Annotated in this window: 16 protein-coding genes; 9 read left to right on the forward strand and 7 right to left on the reverse strand. The window is 63.9% G+C overall.

Annotation, left to right across the window (positions count from 1 at the left end; all coding sequences use genetic code 11):
- The first annotated feature begins 137 nt into the window (after positions 1–137).
- From PD284_RS16950 to PD284_RS16965, 4 genes are all read left to right on the forward strand, one after another.
- Complete coding sequence (locus PD284_RS16950) at positions 138–1,241, forward strand: LacI family DNA-binding transcriptional regulator (protein WP_274629340.1); 1,104 nt, start codon at positions 138–140, stop codon at positions 1,239–1,241.
- Positions 1,242–1,313: 72 nt separating this feature from the next.
- Positions 1,314–1,784, forward strand: a complete 471-nt coding sequence (locus PD284_RS16955) for an RDD family protein (RefSeq protein WP_274629341.1) — start codon at positions 1,314–1,316, stop codon at positions 1,782–1,784.
- Positions 1,785–1,985: 201 nt separating this feature from the next.
- Entirely contained in the window at positions 1,986–2,738 is a 753-nt protein-coding gene (locus tag PD284_RS16960) for an arginyltransferase (RefSeq protein ID WP_274629342.1), read from the forward strand.
- Between the two features lie 113 nt (positions 2,739–2,851).
- Positions 2,852–3,751 (forward strand): DMT family transporter, encoded by a 900-nt coding sequence (locus PD284_RS16965; RefSeq protein WP_274629343.1) that lies wholly within the window; start codon positions 2,852–2,854, stop codon positions 3,749–3,751.
- 42 nt (positions 3,752–3,793) lie between these two features.
- On the opposite strand, the gene parC is transcribed toward PD284_RS16965, so the two are convergent.
- Positions 3,794–6,103: a DNA topoisomerase IV subunit A gene (parC, locus tag PD284_RS16970; RefSeq protein WP_274629344.1), complete on the reverse strand. Its 2,310-nt coding sequence runs from the start codon at positions 6,101–6,103 to the stop codon at positions 3,794–3,796.
- Positions 6,104–6,306: 203 nt separating this feature from the next.
- On the opposite strand from parC, the gene PD284_RS16975 reads away from it, so the two are divergent.
- Entirely contained in the window at positions 6,307–7,503 is a 1,197-nt protein-coding gene (locus tag PD284_RS16975) for a hypothetical protein (RefSeq protein ID WP_274629345.1), read from the forward strand.
- Positions 7,504–7,566: 63 nt separating this feature from the next.
- Here the strand turns inward: PD284_RS16975 and PD284_RS16980 are convergent, their stop codons facing one another.
- Together PD284_RS16980 and aspS are read right to left on the reverse strand one after the other, a co-directional pair.
- On the reverse strand, positions 7,567–8,202 hold the full coding sequence (locus tag PD284_RS16980) for a pyroglutamyl-peptidase I (RefSeq protein WP_338036688.1): 636 nt from the start codon (positions 8,200–8,202) through the stop codon (positions 7,567–7,569).
- Positions 8,199–9,989, reverse strand: coding sequence for an aspartate--tRNA ligase (gene aspS / locus PD284_RS16985; protein ID WP_274629346.1), 1,791 nt, complete (start codon positions 9,987–9,989; stop codon positions 8,199–8,201). Before aspS ends, PD284_RS16980 begins: the two co-directional genes overlap by 4 nt.
- Positions 9,990–10,236: 247 nt before the next feature.
- Between aspS and PD284_RS16990 the strand changes: the two genes are divergently transcribed.
- On the forward strand, positions 10,237–11,481 hold the full coding sequence (locus tag PD284_RS16990; protein ID WP_274629347.1) for an MFS transporter: 1,245 nt from the start codon (positions 10,237–10,239) through the stop codon (positions 11,479–11,481).
- 69 nt (positions 11,482–11,550) lie between these two features.
- A complete protein-coding gene (rnd, locus tag PD284_RS16995) occupies positions 11,551–12,714 on the forward strand; it encodes a ribonuclease D (protein WP_274630673.1) in 1,164 nt (387 codons plus the stop codon).
- 11 nt (positions 12,715–12,725) lie between these two features.
- On the opposite strand, the gene ppx is transcribed toward rnd, so the two are convergent.
- Positions 12,726–14,240 (reverse strand): exopolyphosphatase, encoded by a 1,515-nt coding sequence (ppx, locus tag PD284_RS17000; protein WP_274629348.1) that lies wholly within the window; start codon positions 14,238–14,240, stop codon positions 12,726–12,728.
- The gene (locus tag PD284_RS17005) at positions 14,237–16,450 is read right to left on the reverse strand and encodes an RNA degradosome polyphosphate kinase (protein WP_274629349.1); all 2,214 of its coding nucleotides are present in this window, start codon (positions 16,448–16,450) and stop codon (positions 14,237–14,239) included. The genes ppx and PD284_RS17005 overlap by 4 nt, the downstream gene beginning before the upstream one ends.
- Before the next feature lie 143 nt (positions 16,451–16,593).
- Here PD284_RS17005 and PD284_RS17010 point away from each other — a divergent pair, with 143 nt between their 5' ends.
- Both PD284_RS17010 and PD284_RS17015 read left to right on the forward strand, forming a co-directional pair.
- Complete coding sequence (locus PD284_RS17010; protein ID WP_274629350.1) at positions 16,594–16,839, forward strand: zinc-finger domain-containing protein; 246 nt, start codon at positions 16,594–16,596, stop codon at positions 16,837–16,839.
- Positions 16,840–16,852: 13 nt separating this feature from the next.
- Complete coding sequence (locus PD284_RS17015) at positions 16,853–18,085, forward strand: FAD-dependent monooxygenase (protein ID WP_274629351.1); 1,233 nt, start codon at positions 16,853–16,855, stop codon at positions 18,083–18,085.
- A 24-nt stretch (positions 18,086–18,109) separates the two neighbouring features.
- Here PD284_RS17015 and PD284_RS17020 read toward each other — a convergent pair whose 3' ends face one another.
- Complete coding sequence (locus tag PD284_RS17020) at positions 18,110–18,913, reverse strand: amino acid ABC transporter ATP-binding protein (protein ID WP_274629352.1); 804 nt, start codon at positions 18,911–18,913, stop codon at positions 18,110–18,112.
- A 29-nt stretch (positions 18,914–18,942) separates the two neighbouring features.
- Positions 18,943–20,103, reverse strand: a complete 1,161-nt coding sequence (locus PD284_RS17025; RefSeq protein ID WP_274629353.1) for an amino acid ABC transporter permease — start codon at positions 20,101–20,103, stop codon at positions 18,943–18,945.
- Positions 20,104–20,106 lie beyond the last annotated feature (3 nt).

The raw sequence follows: 20,106 nt of genomic DNA on the forward strand, positions 1-20,106 counted from the left end.
CTGCTGGATCGATTCAATTGGTAAATGACACAGCCTTGGATCGATTCAAACTACCTGCCGCTAGCAACGAAGTCAAGGAAAATTGAATCGATCCAAGAAACATGCTACCGACTGCGAATGAACGAGGCTTTTGGCGCGTGACAACAAAACCGATCCGGCTGGCGGACGTGGCGAAGGAAGCCGGCGTCTCCCACGGCACCGCCTCCAACGTGTTCAGTCGCCCCGAGATCGTCCGCGAGGAGGTGCGCGAGCGCGTACTGGCAGCCGCGGGCAGGCTTGGATATGCCGGACCCGACCCTCGCGGCCGCATGCTGCGCGCCGGAAAGGTCAATGCGATCGGGGTCGCCACCGCCGAGCCCCTCTCCTACTTCTTCGACGATCCATTCGCCCGCATCGTCATGTCGGGCATCTCGCAGGTCTGCGACGCCACCGGCGCCGGCCTCTCGCTGGTTTCAGCCGCCAACGACCAGCAGCTCGCCTGGAACATCCAGAGCGCACTTGTGGACGGGTTCGTCGTGTTCTGCATCGAGGGCGGCTCGCGCCTCGTTGAACTGACTCGCGAGCGGAAGCTGCCTTTCGTCGCGCTCGACTTCGGTTTTGACGACGATACGATCGCCACCATCGGCATCGACGACCGTGAGGGCGCACGGCTTGCGGCCGGCCATCTGGCGTCGCTGGGCCACCAGCGCTTCGCCGTGCTGGCCATGCAGTTCGATGAGCGGGGCCCCGGCCCTGCGCCGGCAGATCGCGCGCGGACGGCCATCTATGCCGGCACGCGCGACAGATTACACGGCTACTTCGATGCACTGGAGCTGGCCGGTATTGAAACCGCGCGCGTCCCGATCTACGAGACGCTCAACGACGAGGCCAGCACATGGGCAGGCCTCGACCATCTCTTCAGCGCCAGCGAACGGCCTACCGCCATTCTTGCGATGTCCGACAAGATCGCGCTCCACGCCCTCGACTGGTTGCGCACGCACGGCATTGCCGTCCCCGGCCAGGTCTCCATCATCGGCTTCGATGGCGTACCGGAAGCGGCGAACGCCGAGCCGCCGCTCACCACGATCGCCCAGCCGATGGTGGAGATGGGGCGCCGGGCGGCACATGCGATCCTGAACTTCGACGGTGTCGTACGCCGCCAGAAGATGGAGGTGGAACTCGTCGTGCGAGGCTCTACCGGCCGCCCGGCGCTGTCCCGGCACCGCGCGGATGCGCCTTCGAGCCTGAGGTTGGATTTTTGATTTCCGGGCGTTCGTTCCCATATGTGGCTGGATGGCGCAAATAATCGCGCCTTTCGTTGACAGGACAAAGGCATGACGACGCGAATCCTCGACGGCGAGATCATCGAGACCAGGCTGGAGGACAGGCGGGCCTTTCAGGGCGTGCTCACGCGACGCGTGTTCGCGTTCCTGATCGACTATCTCATCGTCGGCCTGCTGCTGATCCCGTTTGCGATCATCGTCCTGCTGCTCGGCATCCTGACTTTTGGCCTCGGCTGGCTGCTGTTCGGCATCCTCGTGCCCGCAGTTGCGCTCGTCTACATCTGGATGACTCTGGGCGGCCCCAACCAGGCGACTGTCGGGATGCGGATGATGGGGATCCGCCTGGAGAGGCTGGACGCCCGCCCTGTAGACGGGATGCTGGCCGTCGTGCACTCGGTGTTGTTCTGGGCCGGCAACGCGCTGCTCACGCCGCTTATCCTGCTCGTCACGCTCTTCAGCGACAAGAAGCGCGCGCTGCACGACCTGCTTCTGGGTACGGTCGTCACGCGAAGCGACGTGTAGAAGGCAACGCCAGCGTTCAACCCCATTCTGCAGGCGTACCGCCACGGGACGTGAGGCGCAGACGCTAAGCTGCCGGAACCCACGGCGTTCCGCCCGCCGGGCTCGGGTCAGTCAGAGCCAATCGAGACCCTTCACCGGCCGCCAGTTGGCAGCTATAGTCAGCAAATCACGGTTCGCCAATCGATGGGCATGCCGCACTAGATGACTCACCATTCGCCCCAGTCACCCCAATTCTTCCTGACTGCGCCGTCGCCCTGCCCTTATGTCGAGGGCCAGTTCGAGCGGAAGGTTTTCACGCACCTAGTCGGCGACAAGGCGCCGGAGATGAACGACCTGCTGACCCAGGGCGGTTTCCGGCGCTCCCAGAACATTGCCTATCGCCCCGCATGCGAATCCTGCCGCGCCTGCGTCTCGGTGCGCATCCTGGCGCAGGAGTTCATGCCGACCCGGAACATGAAGCGCGTGCTGCACCGCAATTCCGACCTGGTGGGCGCGATACACGACGCAGAACCCTCGACCGAACAGTACGCACTCTTCCGCCACTATCTCGACGCCCGCCACCGGCGCGGCGGCATGTCGGACATGACGGTTCTCGACTATGCGATGATGGTCGAGGACACCCACGTCGACACCAAGGTGATCGAGTACCGCCGGCGCGGACCGGATACCTTCATCACCGGCCGCGGAACCGGCGAGCTGATCGCCGTCGCCCTCACCGACAAGATGAGCGACGGCCTGTCGATGGTCTATTCGTACTACAATCCGGACTTCGAAGACCGCTCGCTCGGCACATTCATGATTCTGGATCACATCCAGCGGACCGCCGCCGCCGGCCTGCCCCATGTCTATCTAGGCTATTGGGTCAACGGCTCGCGGAAGATGAACTATAAGGTCCGCTTCCAGCCGCAGGAGCACCTTGGTCCGAAGGGCTGGGGACGTTTCAATCCCGGCTGAGTTCAAAGCCCCCCCAAAAATCGGGAAATGTTTTCGCTGCGGACATGGCTGGCGACGACGCGGGTGCGTGGGCAGGTGCGGGCAAATCACAATAGGACTTTCCAAATCTCACAATGAGTACTGCATCTTCGAACCATGCCAGAGGCTTGCTGCTGACCGCCATTGGCGGGCTGGCGCTGACGGTCGACATCCCGCTCATACGCCTTGCCGATGGCGACCCGTGGCCGATCCTCATGTTGAGGACCGGCACGACATTCGTCGCAGCCCTGCTCATCTGGGCGGTCTGGCGCAGCATCACGCCGAAAGCGCCGGCCCTCGTGCCGGGGCGGACAGGAGCGATCGTTGCGGCGCTCTACGGGGTCGGCTCGATCTGCTTCGTCACCGCCGTCTACAACACCTCAACCGCCAACCTGGTGTTCATTCTCGCCTTCACCTCGATGTTCGCGGCCCTGCTCTCCTGGGTTTTCCTGAAGGAGCGGCCGGCCAACGTCACGCTGCTCACCATGGCGGTGATGGTCGTCGGCGTCCTGATCATCGTTGCGGATGGGCTGGGCTCAGGCCACCTGTTCGGCAACATCCTCGCGATGTGCTCGTCGTTTCTGGTGGCCTCGGCGATCACCATCAGCCGGCGCAGCGGCCGCGACATGGGTTTTACGGCGCTCGTCGGCGTGATCCTGCCCTTCATGATCGCGGGGGCGATGGTCTCCTCGACCGGCTACCGGGTGGAGGCGCCCTGGTGGATCATCTTCAACGGCGCGGTGATCATGCCGATCGCGTTCTTCTGCCTTGCGAACGGTCCGAAATATCTCTCGGGACCGGAAGTCGCGATGTTCTACCTGCTTGAGACCGTGCTCGCGCCGGTATGGGTGTGGCTGGTCTTCTCCGAAGTGCCCAGCCGCAATGCGATAATCGGCGGAACCATCCTCATCGTGGCCCTGGTGGCCCATTCGTCGTGGCAGATCCATCAGGGCCGGAAGCGGCGCGCCGCAGGGAACCTGCGGCACGCCATGTAGCGGAGGGGTCGCCGCCTTCAGGCGGCGTCGCCTGGCCGCCGCCTAGCCGAACTTGCCCGTCCTCGGAAAGCCCTTCGGCACCATGCGGCCGGTGGCTGCGCGGTTGCCGACCCACTCCGCCAGTTCCTCGCGCTTGCGAACGAAGACGCGCTCGGCCGAATCCTGCCAGGACAGCCCCTCCTCCATCGCGAAGGTCTTGAGGTCGTTGACCCCGCCATCCTTATACTTCTGCAGGCGCACGCCCTTGCCGCGCGTCATCTCGGGAATCTCCGAGAGCGCGAAGACGAGCATCTTGCGGTTTTCGCCGACAATGGCGAGGTGATCGCCGCTCACCGGGATGCATCTCACCGCCTCGTCGGGCGTCTTCACGTTCATCACCTGCTTGCCCTTGCGGGTATTGGCGACCACTTCGCTTTCGGGAACGGTGAAGCCGTAGCCATCGCGTGAGACGAGCAGCAGGCGTCGCTTCGTATCGTGGACGAAGGCCGTGACGATGTCCTGGTCGTTCTCCATGTCAACGATGATGCGGATAGGCTCGCCGTGGCCGCGGCCGCCGGGCAATCGGTCCGCGCCGATCGTGTAGAACTTGCCACCGGTGGTGAAGACGAGAATCTTGTCGGTCGTCTGGGCGTGGAAGGAGAGCTTGAGCCCGTCGCCCTCCTTGAAGGAAAGCAGCGACAGGTCGTTTATGTGGCCCTTCAGCGCCCGCAGCCATCCCTTCTCCGAGACGACGACCGTGATCGGCTCCTTCTCCACCATGGCATGATGCATGTCGACGTGATCGTGCTCCGGCGCGGCCGAGAAGTCCGTTCGCCGGCGTCCGATGTCAGTGTCGAGACCGAAGCGCTTGCGGGTGTTGCTGACCTCCCAGCGAATCGCCGCCCACTGTTTCGCTTCGGAGCCCAGCAGCGCCTCGATCTGCTTCTTTTCCTCGCTCAGACCGTCGAATTCCGTGCGAATCTCGATCTCTTCAAGCTTGCGCAAGGCGCGCAGCCGCATGTTGAGGATGGCTTCCGCCTGCACGTCGGTCAGGGACCAGCGGGCCATCATGACCTTCTTGGGCTCATCCTCCTCGCGGATGATGCGGATCACCTCGTCGATGTTCAGGTAGGCGATCAGGTAGCCGGCGAGGATCTCTAGCCGTCGCTCGATCTCGGCCAGGCGGTGCCTCGAGCGCCTGACCAGCACTTCGCGCCGATGGTCCAGCCACTCACGCAGCACGCCCTTCAGCGACAGGACGTTCGGCACCTTGCCGCGCGACAGGACGTTCATGTTGAGCGGGAAGCGAACCTCGAGCTCGGTCAGTTTGAAAAGCGATTCCATCAGGATGGCCGGATCGACGGAACGGCTCTTGGGGACCAGCACGACGCGGATATCCTCGGCGCTCTCGTCGCGCACGTCCTCCAGCAGCGGCAGTTTGCGCGCCAGCAGCAATTCGGCGATCTTCTCGATCAGCTTGGACTTCTGGACACCGTAGGGCACCTCGGTGACGACGATGTTCCAAGTTCCCCTGCCCTGGTCTTCCTGTTCCCAATGCGCGCGAATCCTGAAGCCGCTGCTGCGGCCGGATTCGTAGGACGCGACGATCGACTTCCAGTCGTCGACGACGGCGCCGCCGGTCGGAAAGTCTGGGCCGCGCACCTTGCACTCGAGCCGCTTCGCGGGATCGTTCCTGATCTGCTCCCACTGGTCAGGTGAGGTCATCAGGTCCCCGACCGTCGCTTCGGGATGGTCGATCAGGTAGAGCGCGGCGCTGCAGAGCTCCGCCGCGTTGTGCGGGGGGATCGAGGTGGCCATGCCGACCGCGATGCCGGACGAGCCGTTGGCCAGCAGGTTGGGGAAGGCGCCCGGCAGGACGACAGGCTCCTCGTCCTCTTCGTTGTAGGTCGGCCGGAAGTCGACGGCATCCTCGGTGATGCCTTCGAGCAGCAAGGCAGCGACGTCGGTCATCCGCGCCTCGGTGTAGCGCATGGCCGCCGCGTTATCGCCGTCGACGTTGCCGAAGTTGCCCTGGCCGTCCACCAGCGGGTAGCGCACGGAGAAATCCTGCGCGAGTCGCACCAGCGCGTCGTAGATCGACTGGTCGCCATGCGGATGGAACTTGCCCATCACGTCGCCGACGATGCGCGCGCATTTGGCGAAGCCCTGGTCCGGATTGAGCCGGAGCAGGCGCATCGCATGCATGATGCGGCGGTGGACCGGCTTCAGCCCGTCGCGCACGTCCGGCAGCGCGCGGTGCATGATGGTCGACAGCGCATAGGCCAGATAGCGCTCTTCGAGCGCCTTCTTCAGATCGACCGGCTCAATATGATCGCCGCCCTCCGAACTGGGCGGAACAAGGCTTTTTCCCATGCTTTCGGTTATCCGGGATGGTGATTCGCGGCAAGTGACAGAGGCGACTTAAGATCGGCGAGAATGCAGCCTCGCCAACTTCGCCCGTAGATTGCGTTTTGACCGAATTTGCGGCCTAAGTGGGCCCACGCGCCTTTTTCCCGTCCAGTTCTTTGCAGACAGGGTAGGCGCATAGAATCAATGCGCTCTCAGGGACCTTATCAATGACGAAACGTCATACGTTGCTCAAGAAGCTTTTCATCACGACATGCCTGGTCTCCATCTCCGCCAGCGCTTCATTCGCGCAGGACATCAATGCAGTCGGAGACCGCCTGAAAGCGGCGCTGGAGACACAGGGGATTGCCATCGCCTGGACCGGAGCATCAGGCGACGCCTCGGAGATGGTGCTCGACGGCGTCACCATGAGCATGGCGGGAACGCCCGGCCAGATTGCCGTCGGCCAGGTCACGCTCTCCGACATCACCGAGGAGAATGGAGCCTACACCGTCGGCTCCGTGACGTTGCCCGATTACAGCATCACTGAAGACGGCGCCACGATCGCCATTGGCGGCATGGAACTCGCGGGGCTGAAGCTCGGCGCCGCTGGGGACACCGATCCCCTCGCCAGCATGATGCTGTACGATTCGGCCGACGTGGAGAGCTTCAGCGTCACCGTCGGCGGCAAGCAGGCCTTCGCCATGCAGGGCGCGCATACTGAAATCGCCATGCCGGCCGACGGCAAGCCGATGACCTTCGTAATGACCACCGAGGGCTTCAGCGCCGACCTTTCGCTCGTCGAGGACCCGAAGTCGAAAGCAGTCATCGACGCGCTCGGCTATCAGACGCTGAACGGAAACATCGAGCTCGAGGGCTCCTGGCAGCCGACCGACGGCCGCCTCGCGATCTCGCAGTACGACCTCACTGTGGACAAGGCCGGCACGCTCGGCATGACCTTCGACCTCGGCGGCTATACGCCGGATTTCCTGAAATCCATGCAGGAAATGCAGAAGAAGTTCGCCGATCAGCCGGAAGGGTCCGACAACTCGGCGGCCGGGCTGGCGATGCTGGGGCTGATGCAACAGCTGACCTTCCATGCCGCCTCGGTGCGCTTCGACGACGATTCTCTGACCGGCAAGGTGCTGGACTACGTCGCCAAGCAGCAGGGCATGAAGGCCTCCGACATCGCCAACCAGGTCAAGGCCCTGGCGCCCATAATGCTGGCGCAGGTCGTAGCCGACCAGGCGCTCATCAAGAACGTGGCGGATGCGGTCAGCGCCTTCCTCAGCGATCCGAAGAGCCTCGAAGTGACGGCCGCGCCGGGGCAGCCGGTGCCGTTCGCATTGATCGCGGCCGGCGCGATGTCGGCTCCGCAGGAACTGCCGAAGACGCTGGGCGTGACGGTCACCGCCAACCAGGACTGATTGCGCGACGCGTCCCGTCGACTATCTCAACATTGAAGCGGCCTGGCCAAGCGCCGGGCCGTTTCACTTCGCAGCGAGGAATGCGGCGACGCAGTTCCAGATAACCAGATCGACGCCGGCGAGAAACAGATCGTCGCCGAACCCCACAGACGATGAAGGGGTGAGCGACGGCACGTGCACGAAGCCGCTCATGGTCGGGTGGAAATCATCGACTGCGCGCGCAAGCGACAGCGTGAAGACGGTGTTGCACAGATAGCCACCGGCATCATCTGACCATTCCACCGGCAGTCCCGCCGCCTCAAGGGACCCGTGTATCGCCGCCAGCGGCAAGGACGACGCAAGCGTTTCCGGCCCCGCGCAGATCGGGCCGGAAGCCGGGACGAAGCCCAGATTGTCCGCATGGCTCGCCACAAAGCGATTGCGCGCGAAACGTTCGAGACGAAAGCCCTTGCAGGCTTGGGCGAGGCCGAAATGGATCGCGATATCCGGGCGAAACGCCCTCCCGATCTCGGAAAGCCGCAGCCCGACCGCCTGGTAGGATACCGGGAGCGTCTCAGCGCGAAACGCTCCCATTCGTTCGACGGACGGCGGCGTTTCCCGCAGTCGACTCACCAGCCATTCCGTCGGATTGACTGGCGCGCCTGGAAACGGCTCGAAGCCGGTGATCAGAACGCGCGGACCCGACTTGGCCGTGGTCAGGCTTCCTTCTTCTGTGGCGCCACGCGCAGTTCCAGTTCGCGCAGCTGCGTCGGGGTCGCTGGCGCAGGCGCGTTCATCAGCAGGTCGTAGGCCTGCTGGTTCATCGGGAACATGGTGATCTCGCGCAGGTTCTTAGCGCCGCACAGAAGCATCACCACGCGATCGATACCCGCCGCCATTCCGCCATGCGGCGGAGCGCCATACTGGAACGCGCGATAGAGGCCGCCGAAGCGATCCTCGACCGTCTGGCGATCGAGACCGACGATCTCGAAGGCCTTGACCATCGTTTCCGGGAGGTGGTTGCGGATGCCGCCCGACGCGATCTCGAAGCCGTTGCAGACCATGTCGTACTGGAACGCCTTGATCGACAGCGGATCCTGACCGTTCAGGGCATCGATGCCGCCCTGCGGCATGGAGAACGGGTTGTGGCCGAAGTCGACCCGCTTCTCGTCCTCGTTCCACTCGTAGAAGGGGAAGTCGACGATCCAGCACAGCTCGAAACGGTCCCGGTCGACGAGGTTCAGTTCCTCGCCGGCGCGGGTGCGCGCCGCGCCTGCGAAGGACACGAACTTCTTCGGATCGCCCGCGACGAAGAAGGCGGCGTCGCCGTCCTCAAGTCCGAGTTGCAGGCGGACGGCCTCGGTGCGTTCCTCGCCGATGTTCTTGGCGATCGGCCCCGCGCCTTCGAGCTTGTCGCCCTCCTTGCGCCAGAAGATGTAGCCGAGCCCAGGCTGTCCCTCGCCCTGCGCCCACGAATTCATGCGGTCGCAGAAAGCCCGGCTGCCGCCGGTCTTGGCGGGAATCGCCCAGACTTCCGCCTTGGCGTCGTTGGCCAGGATGTTGGCGAAGACCTTGAAGCCCGAGCCACGGAAGTGTTCAGAAACCTCCTGCATGACGATCGGGTTGCGCAGATCCGGTTTGTCGGAACCGTATTTGCGCATGGCCTCGTCATACGGGATGCGCGGGAAGTCCTGCGTGACCGGCTTGCCTTCCGCGAAGGTCTCGAAGACGCCGCGCATCACGGGCTCCATCGTCTTCAGGACGTCGTCCTGCTCGACAAAGCTCATTTCGAGGTCGAGCTGGTAGAATTCGCCGGGCAAGCGGTCGGCGCGCGGGTCCTCGTCGCGGAAGCATGGCGCGATCTGGAAGTAGCGATCGAAGCCGGACACCATGATCAGCTGCTTGTACTGCTGCGGCGCCTGGGGCAGCGCATAGAAGTTGCCGGGATGGATGCGAGACGGGACCAGGAAGTCGCGAGCGCCCTCCGGCGAGGAAGCCGTCAGGATCGGCGTCGAGAATTCCGTAAAGCCCTCCTCGCCCATTCGCTGGCGCATCTCGGCGATGATCCTGGTGCGCGCCATGATGTTCTTGTGGAGCGTGTCGCGGCGCAGGTCGAGGAACCGGTACTTGAGGCGGATGTCCTCCGGATAGTCTGGCTCGCCGAACACCGGCAGCGGCAGTTCCTTGGCGGCCGACAGGACCTCTATCTCGCGGGCGAAGACCTCGATCTCGCCGGTGGGAAGGTTGGCGTTGACCGTCTCGTCCATGCGCGCCTTGACCTCGCCATCGACGCGAATCACCCACTCGCCGCGAAGCGTCTCGGCGGTCTTGAAGGCCGGCGAGTCGGGATCGGCGACGATTTGCGTGAGACCGTAATGGTCGCGCAGGTCGATGAACAGAAGTCCGCCGTGATCGCGGACGCGATGGACCCAGCCGGACAGGCGGGCGGTTTCACCGACATGGCTCTTGCGCAACTGCGCGCAGGTGTGGCTGCGATAACGATGCATTGTGACAATCCGACGTGTGGAAGCGGCGGCCTGAACGCGCCACCCGAAAATTCGCGCGGACAAGCGCATCAAAGCCCCGCTTTGTCAAGGAAAAGGCGGTGCGACGCCCTACCTCGCGGCGGCTCCCTCGCGGATCGAGCGCGGGTGACTTGCCTCGACGGACCGTTAAGCCAGTAGCGTTTAGTCGATGGTCAACCGACGGCATAGATGCCAATAGTGCGGGCTCCATATCGCCGGCATTTCGCGCATGTCCTCCATACGTCCGTTGCTCCCCTTGCTGATCGCCGCTGGCACCTTGCTCGGCGGCAACGGACTTCAAGGCACTCTGATCGCTTTGCGCGGCGCGCTCGAAGGCTTCGAGCCCAGCACCATCGGCTTCATGGGGACGGCATACTTCGCCGGCTTCCTCATCGGATGCCTGTTTATCACGCGGATCATGAAGGCAGTCGGCCACATTCGAGCCTTCTCCGCGCTTGCGGCCATCGCTTCGGCCGGCACCCTGCTGCTGGTCCTGATGATCGATCCCTATGTCTGGTCGGCGATCCGCTTCGTCAGCGGCTTCTGCTTCGCGGGCCTGTTCACGATCATCGAAGCCTGGCTGAATTCCGGGGTGCGCAACGAGGATCGCGCCCGGGTTCTCGCCATCTACCGCATCGTCGACATCACCGCGGTAACCGGCGGCCAGTTCTTCATCCCGGTATTCGGCGCAGAGGGCTTCGCCATCTTCGCCATCATGTCGATCCTCACCACTCTGTCGCTCGTCCCGGTGTCGCTGGGCGACCGCTCGAACCCCGTGCCTCCCCACGAGGTGAAGCTCGACCTTCGCCGGGTCTGGCAAATCTCGCCGCTGGGCTGCATCAGCTGCATTGCCGTCGGCCTTTCCAACAGCTCCTTCCGGACCCTCAGCCCCGTCTATGCCGAGGAAATCGGGATGTCGGTGACGGATGTGGTCACCTTCGTCAGTGTCGGGATCATTGGCGGCGCACTGGTCCAGTACCCGCTCGGCTATCTTTCCGACCGCTGGGACCGGCGCAAGGTGCTGTTGATCACCACGACTGGAGCGATGATCGCCGCACTCGTGCTGACCTTCTTCGCCGGCACCAGCACCCTCTTCACCTTTGCGATGGTGTTCGTTTTCGGCTCCTTCGCCATGCCGCTGTTCTCGCTCTCGGCCGCCCACGCCAACGATCGCGCCGGCAAGGGGGAATTCGTGCTCGTCAATGCCGCGCTGATGCTCTTCTACTCGTTCGGGGCCGTGGGCGGGCCGTTCATCGCCTCCACCTTCATGCAGCGGTTCGGGCCTCAAATGCTGTTCGCGTTCAGCGCCGCCATTTACATCGGCCTGATCGGCATCATCCTGTACAGGATGCGGACGCGCGCCAGCGTGCCCGCCGGAGCCCGCGGAAAGTTCATTGCACTGCTGAGGACCTCGACCGTCTTCGCGCGCCTTGCCAAGCGGCCGGCGGGCGAGGACAAAGAGGACGGACAATGACCACGCGCCTTGACGAACGACCGACGCGTGCGGTTTAGGAATGGCTGCAACCACCGGAAAAGCGACTTGATGCACGTCATTACCGAGCAAACAGAACTTGAAGACGCGATCGCGCGGTTCGAGACATCCGAATTCGTGACCGTCGACACGGAGTTTATTCGCGAGACGACCTTCTGGCCGGAGCTGTGCCTGATCCAGATGGCGATGCCCGGCTTCTCCGCGCTGGTCGATCCGCTGGCGCCCGGGATAGATCTGGCTCCCTTTTTCCGGCTGATGGCCAACGAGGCGATCGTCAAGGTCTTCCACGCCGCGCGGCAGGACATCGAGATCATCTTCCATCTCGGCAACCTGATCCCGCATCCTGTCTTCGACAGCCAGGTCGCCGCGATGGTCTGCGGCTTCGGCGACAGCGTCTCCTACGACCAGCTCGTCCAGAAGATCACCGGACAGCACATCGACAAGTCGTCGCGCTTCACGGATTGGCGCCATCGCCCCTTGTCTGACAAGCAACTGACCTATGCGCTTGCCGACGTCACCCATCTCATCGACATCTACCAGAGCCTGAAGGCAGAACTGGAGCGCGAGAACCGCGGGCACTGGCTTCATGAGGAGATGGAAGTCCTCACCAACCGCGAAACCTATGATCCGCACCCCGAGGATGCCTGGAAGCGGCTGAAGATGCGCCTGAGAAAGCCGATCGAGCTTGCCGTCCTCCAGTCCGTGGCCGCCTGGCGCGAGCGGGAAGCGCGCGAGCGCAACGTGCCCCGCCAACGCGTCGTCAAGGACGACGCCGTCTATGAGATCGCCCAGCAGCAGCCGCGAGACACGACGGCACTGGCCAAGCTGCGCACCACGCCCAGGGGCTGGGAACGGTCATCGACGGCAGCGTCGCTGCTGGAAGCCGTGAACGCCGCGTTGATCCTCCCGAAGGAGGAGCTACCCAGGCTTCCCAGGCAGACCAGTGCGCCGGAGGGTTCGAGCGCGGCGGTCGAACTTCTCAAGGTGCTCCTGCGTATCGTGTCCGAGAAGAACAACGTGGCGCCGAAGCTGCTGGCCTCGAGCGATGATCTCGACCGTATCGCAGCCGAGGGCGACAAGGCCGACGTGCCGGCCATGCACGGCTGGCGGCGCGAAGTGTTCGGCAATGCCGCCCTGAAACTCATCAGCGGCGAGATGGCGATAAAGTTCGAGAATCGAAAGATCAGGATCTTCGAACTGCCGCCCCGCGACTAGAGCGGCGGACATCAGCTGCCGACGACCAGCTCCAGGTTGCGTCCCACGACCTTCGAAAGCACGGCAAGGCGGCCGGCCGGCCGCTCGCCGTCCAGCGCGGCGCGCGATGGGGGTATCACCAGGGCCATCGATCCATCCTCACGCGGCTCCCATCGAAGCAACGGGATGACGCCGGGCATGGCCGCGGACAGAAGATAGACGACGCGCATCATGGCGCCGAGCAGCCGCGCCCGCTCCAGGTACCGCGGCGGGATCAGCTGCAAGAGGCCCGGCGCAATCGCCTCGTCGAAGACGCCCTCGTGGCGGAACATGATGGCAAGCGAAATGAACGCCCGCCCCGGATGGTCGATGCCGATGAAGGACGCGTGCGAAATGATATTGAGCGACTGCGTCCCGCGATATTCGGGATGCGCGCGCCAGCCGATGTCGGCGAGCAGGCAGGCAGCCACACGGTAGCGCGCCTCCTCCTCTGTCTCCTCGATGCCGAACGCCTTTAGCGTTTCCCCGGTCCAGGCCGCCAGCTCATGCGCATGGGTGAGCGACCGCGCCCGCAGCCTTGCCAGTTCTTCTGCGGCGGAAATCAGCGGGTCGGCGCTCTTCTCGTCGTCAGCCAGCAGGGAGTACAGATAGCCTTCGCGAACGCCGAGCGCCGACACCACGATCTTCGAGGGCTGCATGCTGGAGATGATCTCCTGGAGCACGGCCGCACCGTAGGGAAGCAGCGCACGACGGTTCTTGGAGACGCGTTCGATGCCCCTGATCTGCGCCAGGTCCCCCTTCGCGACCTGGCGAAGGAACGGCGCCAGCCCTTCCAAGATCATCTCGTAATGATGCATGACCGCGAGAGGGTAGTCCGTCGCGTTCATGTGCAGCCGGGCCAGGTTTCGCCACGTGCCGCCGACGGCGTAAAAGGTTCTTGCACGGCCGTTCTCGAGGAAGGCGGCCCGCCGCAGTTCCCGCCTGGCGATCTTCACGGCGTCGGCCGGGGATCCTTTCGCCATGTCCTGGAGCCGCAAGCCTCCGAGCGGCAAAGTTATACCATCCCCGATGGTCTCACCCCTTACATCGAACAGCTCCAGGCTCCCGCCGCCGAGATCGCCGCCGATTCCGTCGGCGGCATGAAAGCTCGAGGTGACGCCCAGCGCTGAATAATGCGCCTCCTCGCGGCCGGTGAGCACGCGGATCTCGGTGCCCAGTATGTCCTCGGCGCGGCGGATGAATTCCGGTCCGTTGATCGCCTCGCGGGCCGCGGCGGTGGCGATCACATGCAGGCTCTCCGACCCCGCCTGCTCCGCCAGCGCGCGAAAGCGGCGAAGCTCCTGGACGGCGCGCAGCACGGCGCCGGGATCCAGCTTGCCGGTCGACACGATCCCACGACCGAGGCCAGCCAGCATCTTCTCGTTGAAGAGCACCGTGGGAGAGCGGGCAATGCCCTCATAGATGACGAGGCGAATCGAGTTCGAGCCGATGTCGATGACCGACAGCGGCCGACGGTCCTGCAGCCGACCCTGGGAGTTGGCTATCATGACTTGGCGACTGCGTTCGCTTTCCTCTGGCGCTTGAACTGAGCGATGCGTTTGGGAGCGTGCGATTTCAGGGCGTCGCCGCGGCCGGACAGGCTCGGATTCGTCATGAAATATTCCTGCGCGTTGAACGGTTCTTCGCCTTCGTCGGGCGTGATGCGCCGCGACGTGCCATCTGCCAATACTTCGAAGCTTTGCTGATTGTCCACGATATTTCCGAGCATGATCTGGCCGAGCACCTGTTCATGCACGGTCGGATTGGTGATCGGCACCAGCGTCTCGACGCGGCGATCCAGGTTGCGCGGCATCATGTCGGCCGAACTGAAGTAGACAACGGCGTCGTCGGAGGGCAGCCCGTGTCCGTTGCCGAAGCAGTAGATGCGGCTGTGCTCCAGGAATCGGCCGACGATCGACTTGACCCGAATGTTCTCCGAAAGCCCGGGCACCTGCGGCCGCAGACAGCAAATGCCGCGAACCACCAGATCGATTTCCACACCGGCGTGGCTCGCCGCGTAAAGCGCGTCGATCACCTGCGGGTCCACTAGAGAGTTCATCTTCATCCAGATCTGCGCCGGCGCGCCACGCCCGGCATGGGCGATTTCCTCGGCGATGTGCTCGAGGATGCGGCTGCGCAGCGTGTAGGGCGACATCGCGAGCTTCATCTCCTCCATCGGCTCGGCGTAGCCGGTGATGAAGTTGAAGATATGGGCCACATCCCTTGCGATGGCCGGGTCGGAGGTGAAGAAGGACAGGTCGGTATAGATGCGCGCGGTGATGGGATGGTAGTTGCCGGTGCCCAGATGCACGTAGTTGCGGAACTTTCCATCCTCCCGCCGCACGATCAGAGACATCTTGGCGTGCGTCTTCAGCTCGATGAAGCCGAACACGACCTGCACGCCCGCCCGCTCCAGGTCCCTCGCCCAGCGGATATTCGCCTCCTCGTCGAAGCGCGCCTTGAGCTCGACCAGCGCAGTGACCGACTTGCCGGCTTCCGCCGCATCGATCAGCGCGCGCACGATCGGGCTGTCGTTGGAGGTGCGGTAAAGCGTCTGCTTAATCGCCACGACTTCGGGATCGGCGGCTGCCTGGCGCAGGAACTGTACGACCACGTCGAACGATTCGTAGGGGTGGTGGACGACGATGTCCTTCTCGCGGATCGCCGCGAAGCAGTCGCCGCCGTGATCGCGGATGCGTTCGGGAAAACGGGGATTGTAGGGCGGGAACTTCAGGTCGTCGCGCGGGATAGCGACGATCTCCGATATCTGGCTGATCGCCAGCGGGCCTTCCAGCACGCTGACACGGTTCGGCGGCACGCCGAGCTCCGAGGCGACGAAGTCGCGCAGTTCCGCCGGCATCTGGCGGTCAAATTCGATCCTGATCACCGAGCCCCGGCGCCGACGCTTCAAGGCGGTCTCGAAATAGCGGACCAGATCTTCCGCCTCCTCCTCCACCTCGATGTCGCTGTCACGGATGAGGCGGAAGGTCCCGGAGCCCTTGACCTCATAACCTGGGAACAGCTTTGCGATGTTGAGGCCGACGACGTCCTCCAGCGTGATGAAGCGCACAATTTTCTTGTGGTCCGGCAGGCGGATGAAACGCCTCAGAGCCACCGGCAGGCGCAGCAGCGCGTTCATCTCCTCGCCGTTCTTGCGGTGCCTGAGTTGCAGCGCCACGGAGAAGCCGAGGTTCGGAATGAACGGGAAAGGGTGGGCCGGATCGATCGACAGCGGCGTCATCACCGAGAAGATCTGCTCCATGAAGTGGGCGTCGAGCCACGCACGCTCGTCCCTCGAAAGGCGGTCGCCCGAAACGGTCTCGATTCCTTCCGCCTTGAGCAGTTCCATCAACGCGGAAAGGCTCGCCTGCTGGTCCTCCTGCAGGCGGCCGACCTCCAGAAGAATCTGCTCCAGCTGCTGCTCCGGCGTGCGTCCGTCAGGGCTCTTGATCGCGATCCCCTGCCGCACCTGACCGGCGAGGCCTGCAACCCTGACCATGAAGAACTCGTCGAGGTTGTCAGCGGAGATCGACAGGAAGCGCACCCGCTCCAGGAGCGGATGGTTGAGGTTCTGCGCTTCCTCGAGCACGCGCCGGTTGAATTGCAGCCACGAGAACTCGCGATTCACGAAACGGTCGGGATTGGTGGTTGGCGCGGCATCCGGCTCGCCGGGCACGGCATTGGCGAAGTCGATCTGGATAGGCCGCAATTCGGTCATTTGATCCTTCGTTGGCTTCGTGTGGGTCTCGGAACTGAAGTATCCTAACCCCTGTCATCGTTTTGCGACAGTTTCATATCAACGGCTTGCAAATCGGCGGCGCGTGCGCCAAACGCTTCTCAAGTTCGAGCAGGAGACGAGCCATGGCAGGTGGCGCCATCCCCCATTTCCAGAACGATGCCGGTCACAAACTGATCGAGATCGGTGTCAAGGAATTCATGTGCGTCGGCGCGGCGGCGCCATTCGATCATCCGCACGTCTATCTCGACATGGGCGCGGACGACGAAAAGGTCTGTCCCTACTGCTCGACGCTCTTTCGGTACGATCCCACATTGAGCGCCGACGAGACGCGCCCGGCGGGCTCCGTCTATCGCGACGAGGCGGCCTAGCCCGCCAACGTCCATGAGTGGCGCGGCGCCTTTCCAGATCGTCGTCGCGGGCGCCGGCGTTGCCGGTCTCACCGCCGCGCTAGCCTTCGCATCGCGAGGCTTCACGGTCCAGATATTCGAGCGCGCGCCCGAACTGGAAGAAGTCGGCGCCGGCCTCCAACTCTCGCCCAATGCGACGCGGCTGTTGAAGCGCATAGGCGTGCTGGACGACCTGCTGCCAGTGGCGGTCGCTCCGGAATCGGTGATCCTCAGGGATGGCCGAACGCTGCAGGAGCTTGCGCGGGTCCCCCTGGGCAAATACGCGGAGAAGAGGTGGGGCGCACCCTATCTCGTCGCCCATCGCGCTGACCTGCAGAGCGCCCTGCTCGCCCGCATCGGCGCTGAACCAAAGATCAGGCTTACGCTCGATGCGCAGTTGCGCGGGGCGGACAACCGCGGCAGGAGCCCGACCGTGTCGGTCGAGACCGGGGGCCGCATCAATGATGTGCCATGCGAGTTCCTCGTCGGCGCGGACGGGGTCCACTCGGCTACGCGCAAGCTGGTTTCGCAGACGCATGACAGCAATTTCGGTCGCGAGATCGCCTGGCGGTTGACTGTTGAGACGGGGAGCCTTCCTGAGTTGGGCCTGTCAGACGCCGTGTCGGGTCACGCCGTCACGGCGTTCCTGCGCCCCGATTTCCACCTCATCGCCTATCCGGTGCGTGCCGGCGCCGCCGTCAACCTGGTGGCCTTCACGAAGGCGGCCTCCTTACCCCGTCCGGGCGCATCGCCGGCAGACGGAGATCCAGCCCGAAAGGGGCTGGCGGACGAACTGGCGCGATGCGCGCCTCCGTTGCGCGCCCTCGCACGCAACATCTCGGCATGGAAGCACTGGCCGATCCACGTTGCCGATGCCGGGCTGCCCTGGACGTCGGCGCGGGGCGTCGCGCTGATCGGCGACGCTGCGCACGCCATGACGCCGTATGCCGCACAGGGCGCGGCCATGGCGATCGAGGACGCCGTGACGCTCGCCGATGCGGTATCGGCGGGCCCCGACCGGATCGGCGCGACCCTGGCGACCTGGGAACGCGAGCGGAGGACGCGCATCGCCGCGGTGGCGCGGCGTGCTGCCTTCAACCGCTTTGCGTGGCACGCGGCAGGGCCGATCGCGCTCGCCCGCAATCTCGTGCTCGCCATGCGCAGCCGTGAGAGCCTCGCGGCCGATATGGACTGGCTCTACGGGTGGAAGCCCGGCGCAACGCTTTAGAGGCGCTGCGCCGCCTCGAAATCCTCAGTGCAGGATCTGGCTCAGGAAAAGCTTCGTGCGCTCGTGCTGCGGATTGTCGAAGAACGCGGCCGGCGTGTTCTGCTCGACGATCTGGCCCTGATCCATGAAGATGACGCGGTTGGCGACCTTGCGGGCGAACCCCATCTCGTGGGTGACGCAGAGCATGGTCATGCCCTCTTCGGCCAGCCCCACCATCGTCTCCAGCACTTCCTTGATCATCTCCGGATCGAGCGCGGAGGTCGGCTCGTCGAACAGCATGATGCGCGGATTCATGCACAGCGAGCGCGCGATAGCCACGCGCTGCTGCTGACCGCCGGAGAGCTGTCCCGGATACTTGTTCGCCTGCTCTGGGATCTTCACCCGGCGCAGAAAGTGCATGGCGGTCTCCTCCGCCTGCTTCTTCGGGATCTTGCGGACCCAGATGGGCGCCAGCGTGCAGTTCTCCAGGATAGTCAGATGCGGGAAAAGGTTGAAGTGCTGAAACACCATCCCGACTTCGCGGCGGATTTCGTCGATCTTCTTGAGATCGTTGGTGAGTTCCTTGCCGTCGACGACGATCTTGCCCTTCTGGTGCTCCTCCAGCCGGTTGATGCACCGGATCAGAGTCGACTTTCCGGAGCCTGACGGGCCGCAGACGACGATCCGCTCGCCGCGCATGACCTTCAAGTTGATGTCCCGCAGCACGTGGAACTCGCCGTACCATTTGTGCATCCCGGTGATCTCGACCGCGACGTCGGTCGCCGAAATATGCATCTTCGACCGATCGACGCTGATCTCCTCGGCGCTAACTGCATTTTCCGTGCTCATCAAAGTTCCCCTTACGCCCGCGTTGCGGGTCATTTCCGATAGCTGGTGTCCAGCCGACGTTCCATGTACTGCGAGTAGCGCGACATGCCGAAGCAGAAGATCCAGAAAATGGCCGCAGCGAACACGTAGCCCGTTTTGGCCGTTTGCGGCGTCGCCCAGGTCGGATCGCCGGATATGTTCTGCTTCACCACGCCCAGAAGATCGAACATCGAGATGATGAGCACCAGCGTGGTGTCCTTGAACAGGCCGATGAACGAATTGACGATGCCTGGGATCACCAGCTTCAGGGCTTGCGGCATGATGATGAAACTCATCTTCTGCCAGTAGCCGAGGCCCAGCGAATCCGCACCCTCGTACTGCCCCTTCGGAATCGCCTGCAAGCCGCCACGGATGACCTCGGCCATGTAGGCGGAGGCGAACAGCGCAACGCCGATCAGCGCGCGGAGGAGCTTGTCGAAGGTCATTCCAGGCGGGACGAAGAGCGGCAGCATGAAGCTCGCCATGAACAGGACCGTCACCAGTGGCACGCCGCGCACGGTTTCAATGAAGATCACCGAGAGCAGCTTCACGATCGGCATCTTCGAGCGCCGCCCGAGCGCCAGCAGGATGCCTAACGGCAACGAGACGACGATGCCGACATAGGAGAGCACCAGCGTGACCAACAGTCCGCCCCAAAGCGGGGTCTCCACAAAGGGCAGGCCGAAATAGCCGCCCACCAGCAGCCAGAACGCCACAAAGGGAAACACTGCGAAGAAGAGGATGGCGTTGAGGCCCTTGTATGGAACCCGCGGAATGAGCAGCGGCGCCAGCAGGAGGACGAAGATGACGCCCGTCAATATGACGCGCCAGCGCTCGTCGACTGGGTATCGGCCGAACATGAATTGCCCGAACCTGCCGCTGACGAACGGCCAGCAGGCCCCCGACCATCCCGGCGGCAGCTGGCCGCCCTGTTCCGTCGTCAGGCAGGCGGTGCGGTCGGCGCCGCTCCACACGGCGTTGAAGAACAGCCAGTTGAGGATCTGCGGCAGGAACCAGGCGATGGCAAGCAGCGCCAGGACCGTGAGGGCGGCGTCCGTGGGCGTGGCGAAGAGATTCTTGCGCAGCCAGGCGGACGGACCGAACTGAGAACGCGGCGCCCGCTGCGCCAGCGCCATTTCCGTCCGTACCCAGGAGAGATCATGTTCTTGCATGGT

Source organism: Mesorhizobium shangrilense, from assembly GCF_028826155.1.
Taxonomy (GTDB): Bacteria; Pseudomonadota; Alphaproteobacteria; order Rhizobiales; family Rhizobiaceae; genus Arvimicrobium; species Arvimicrobium flavum.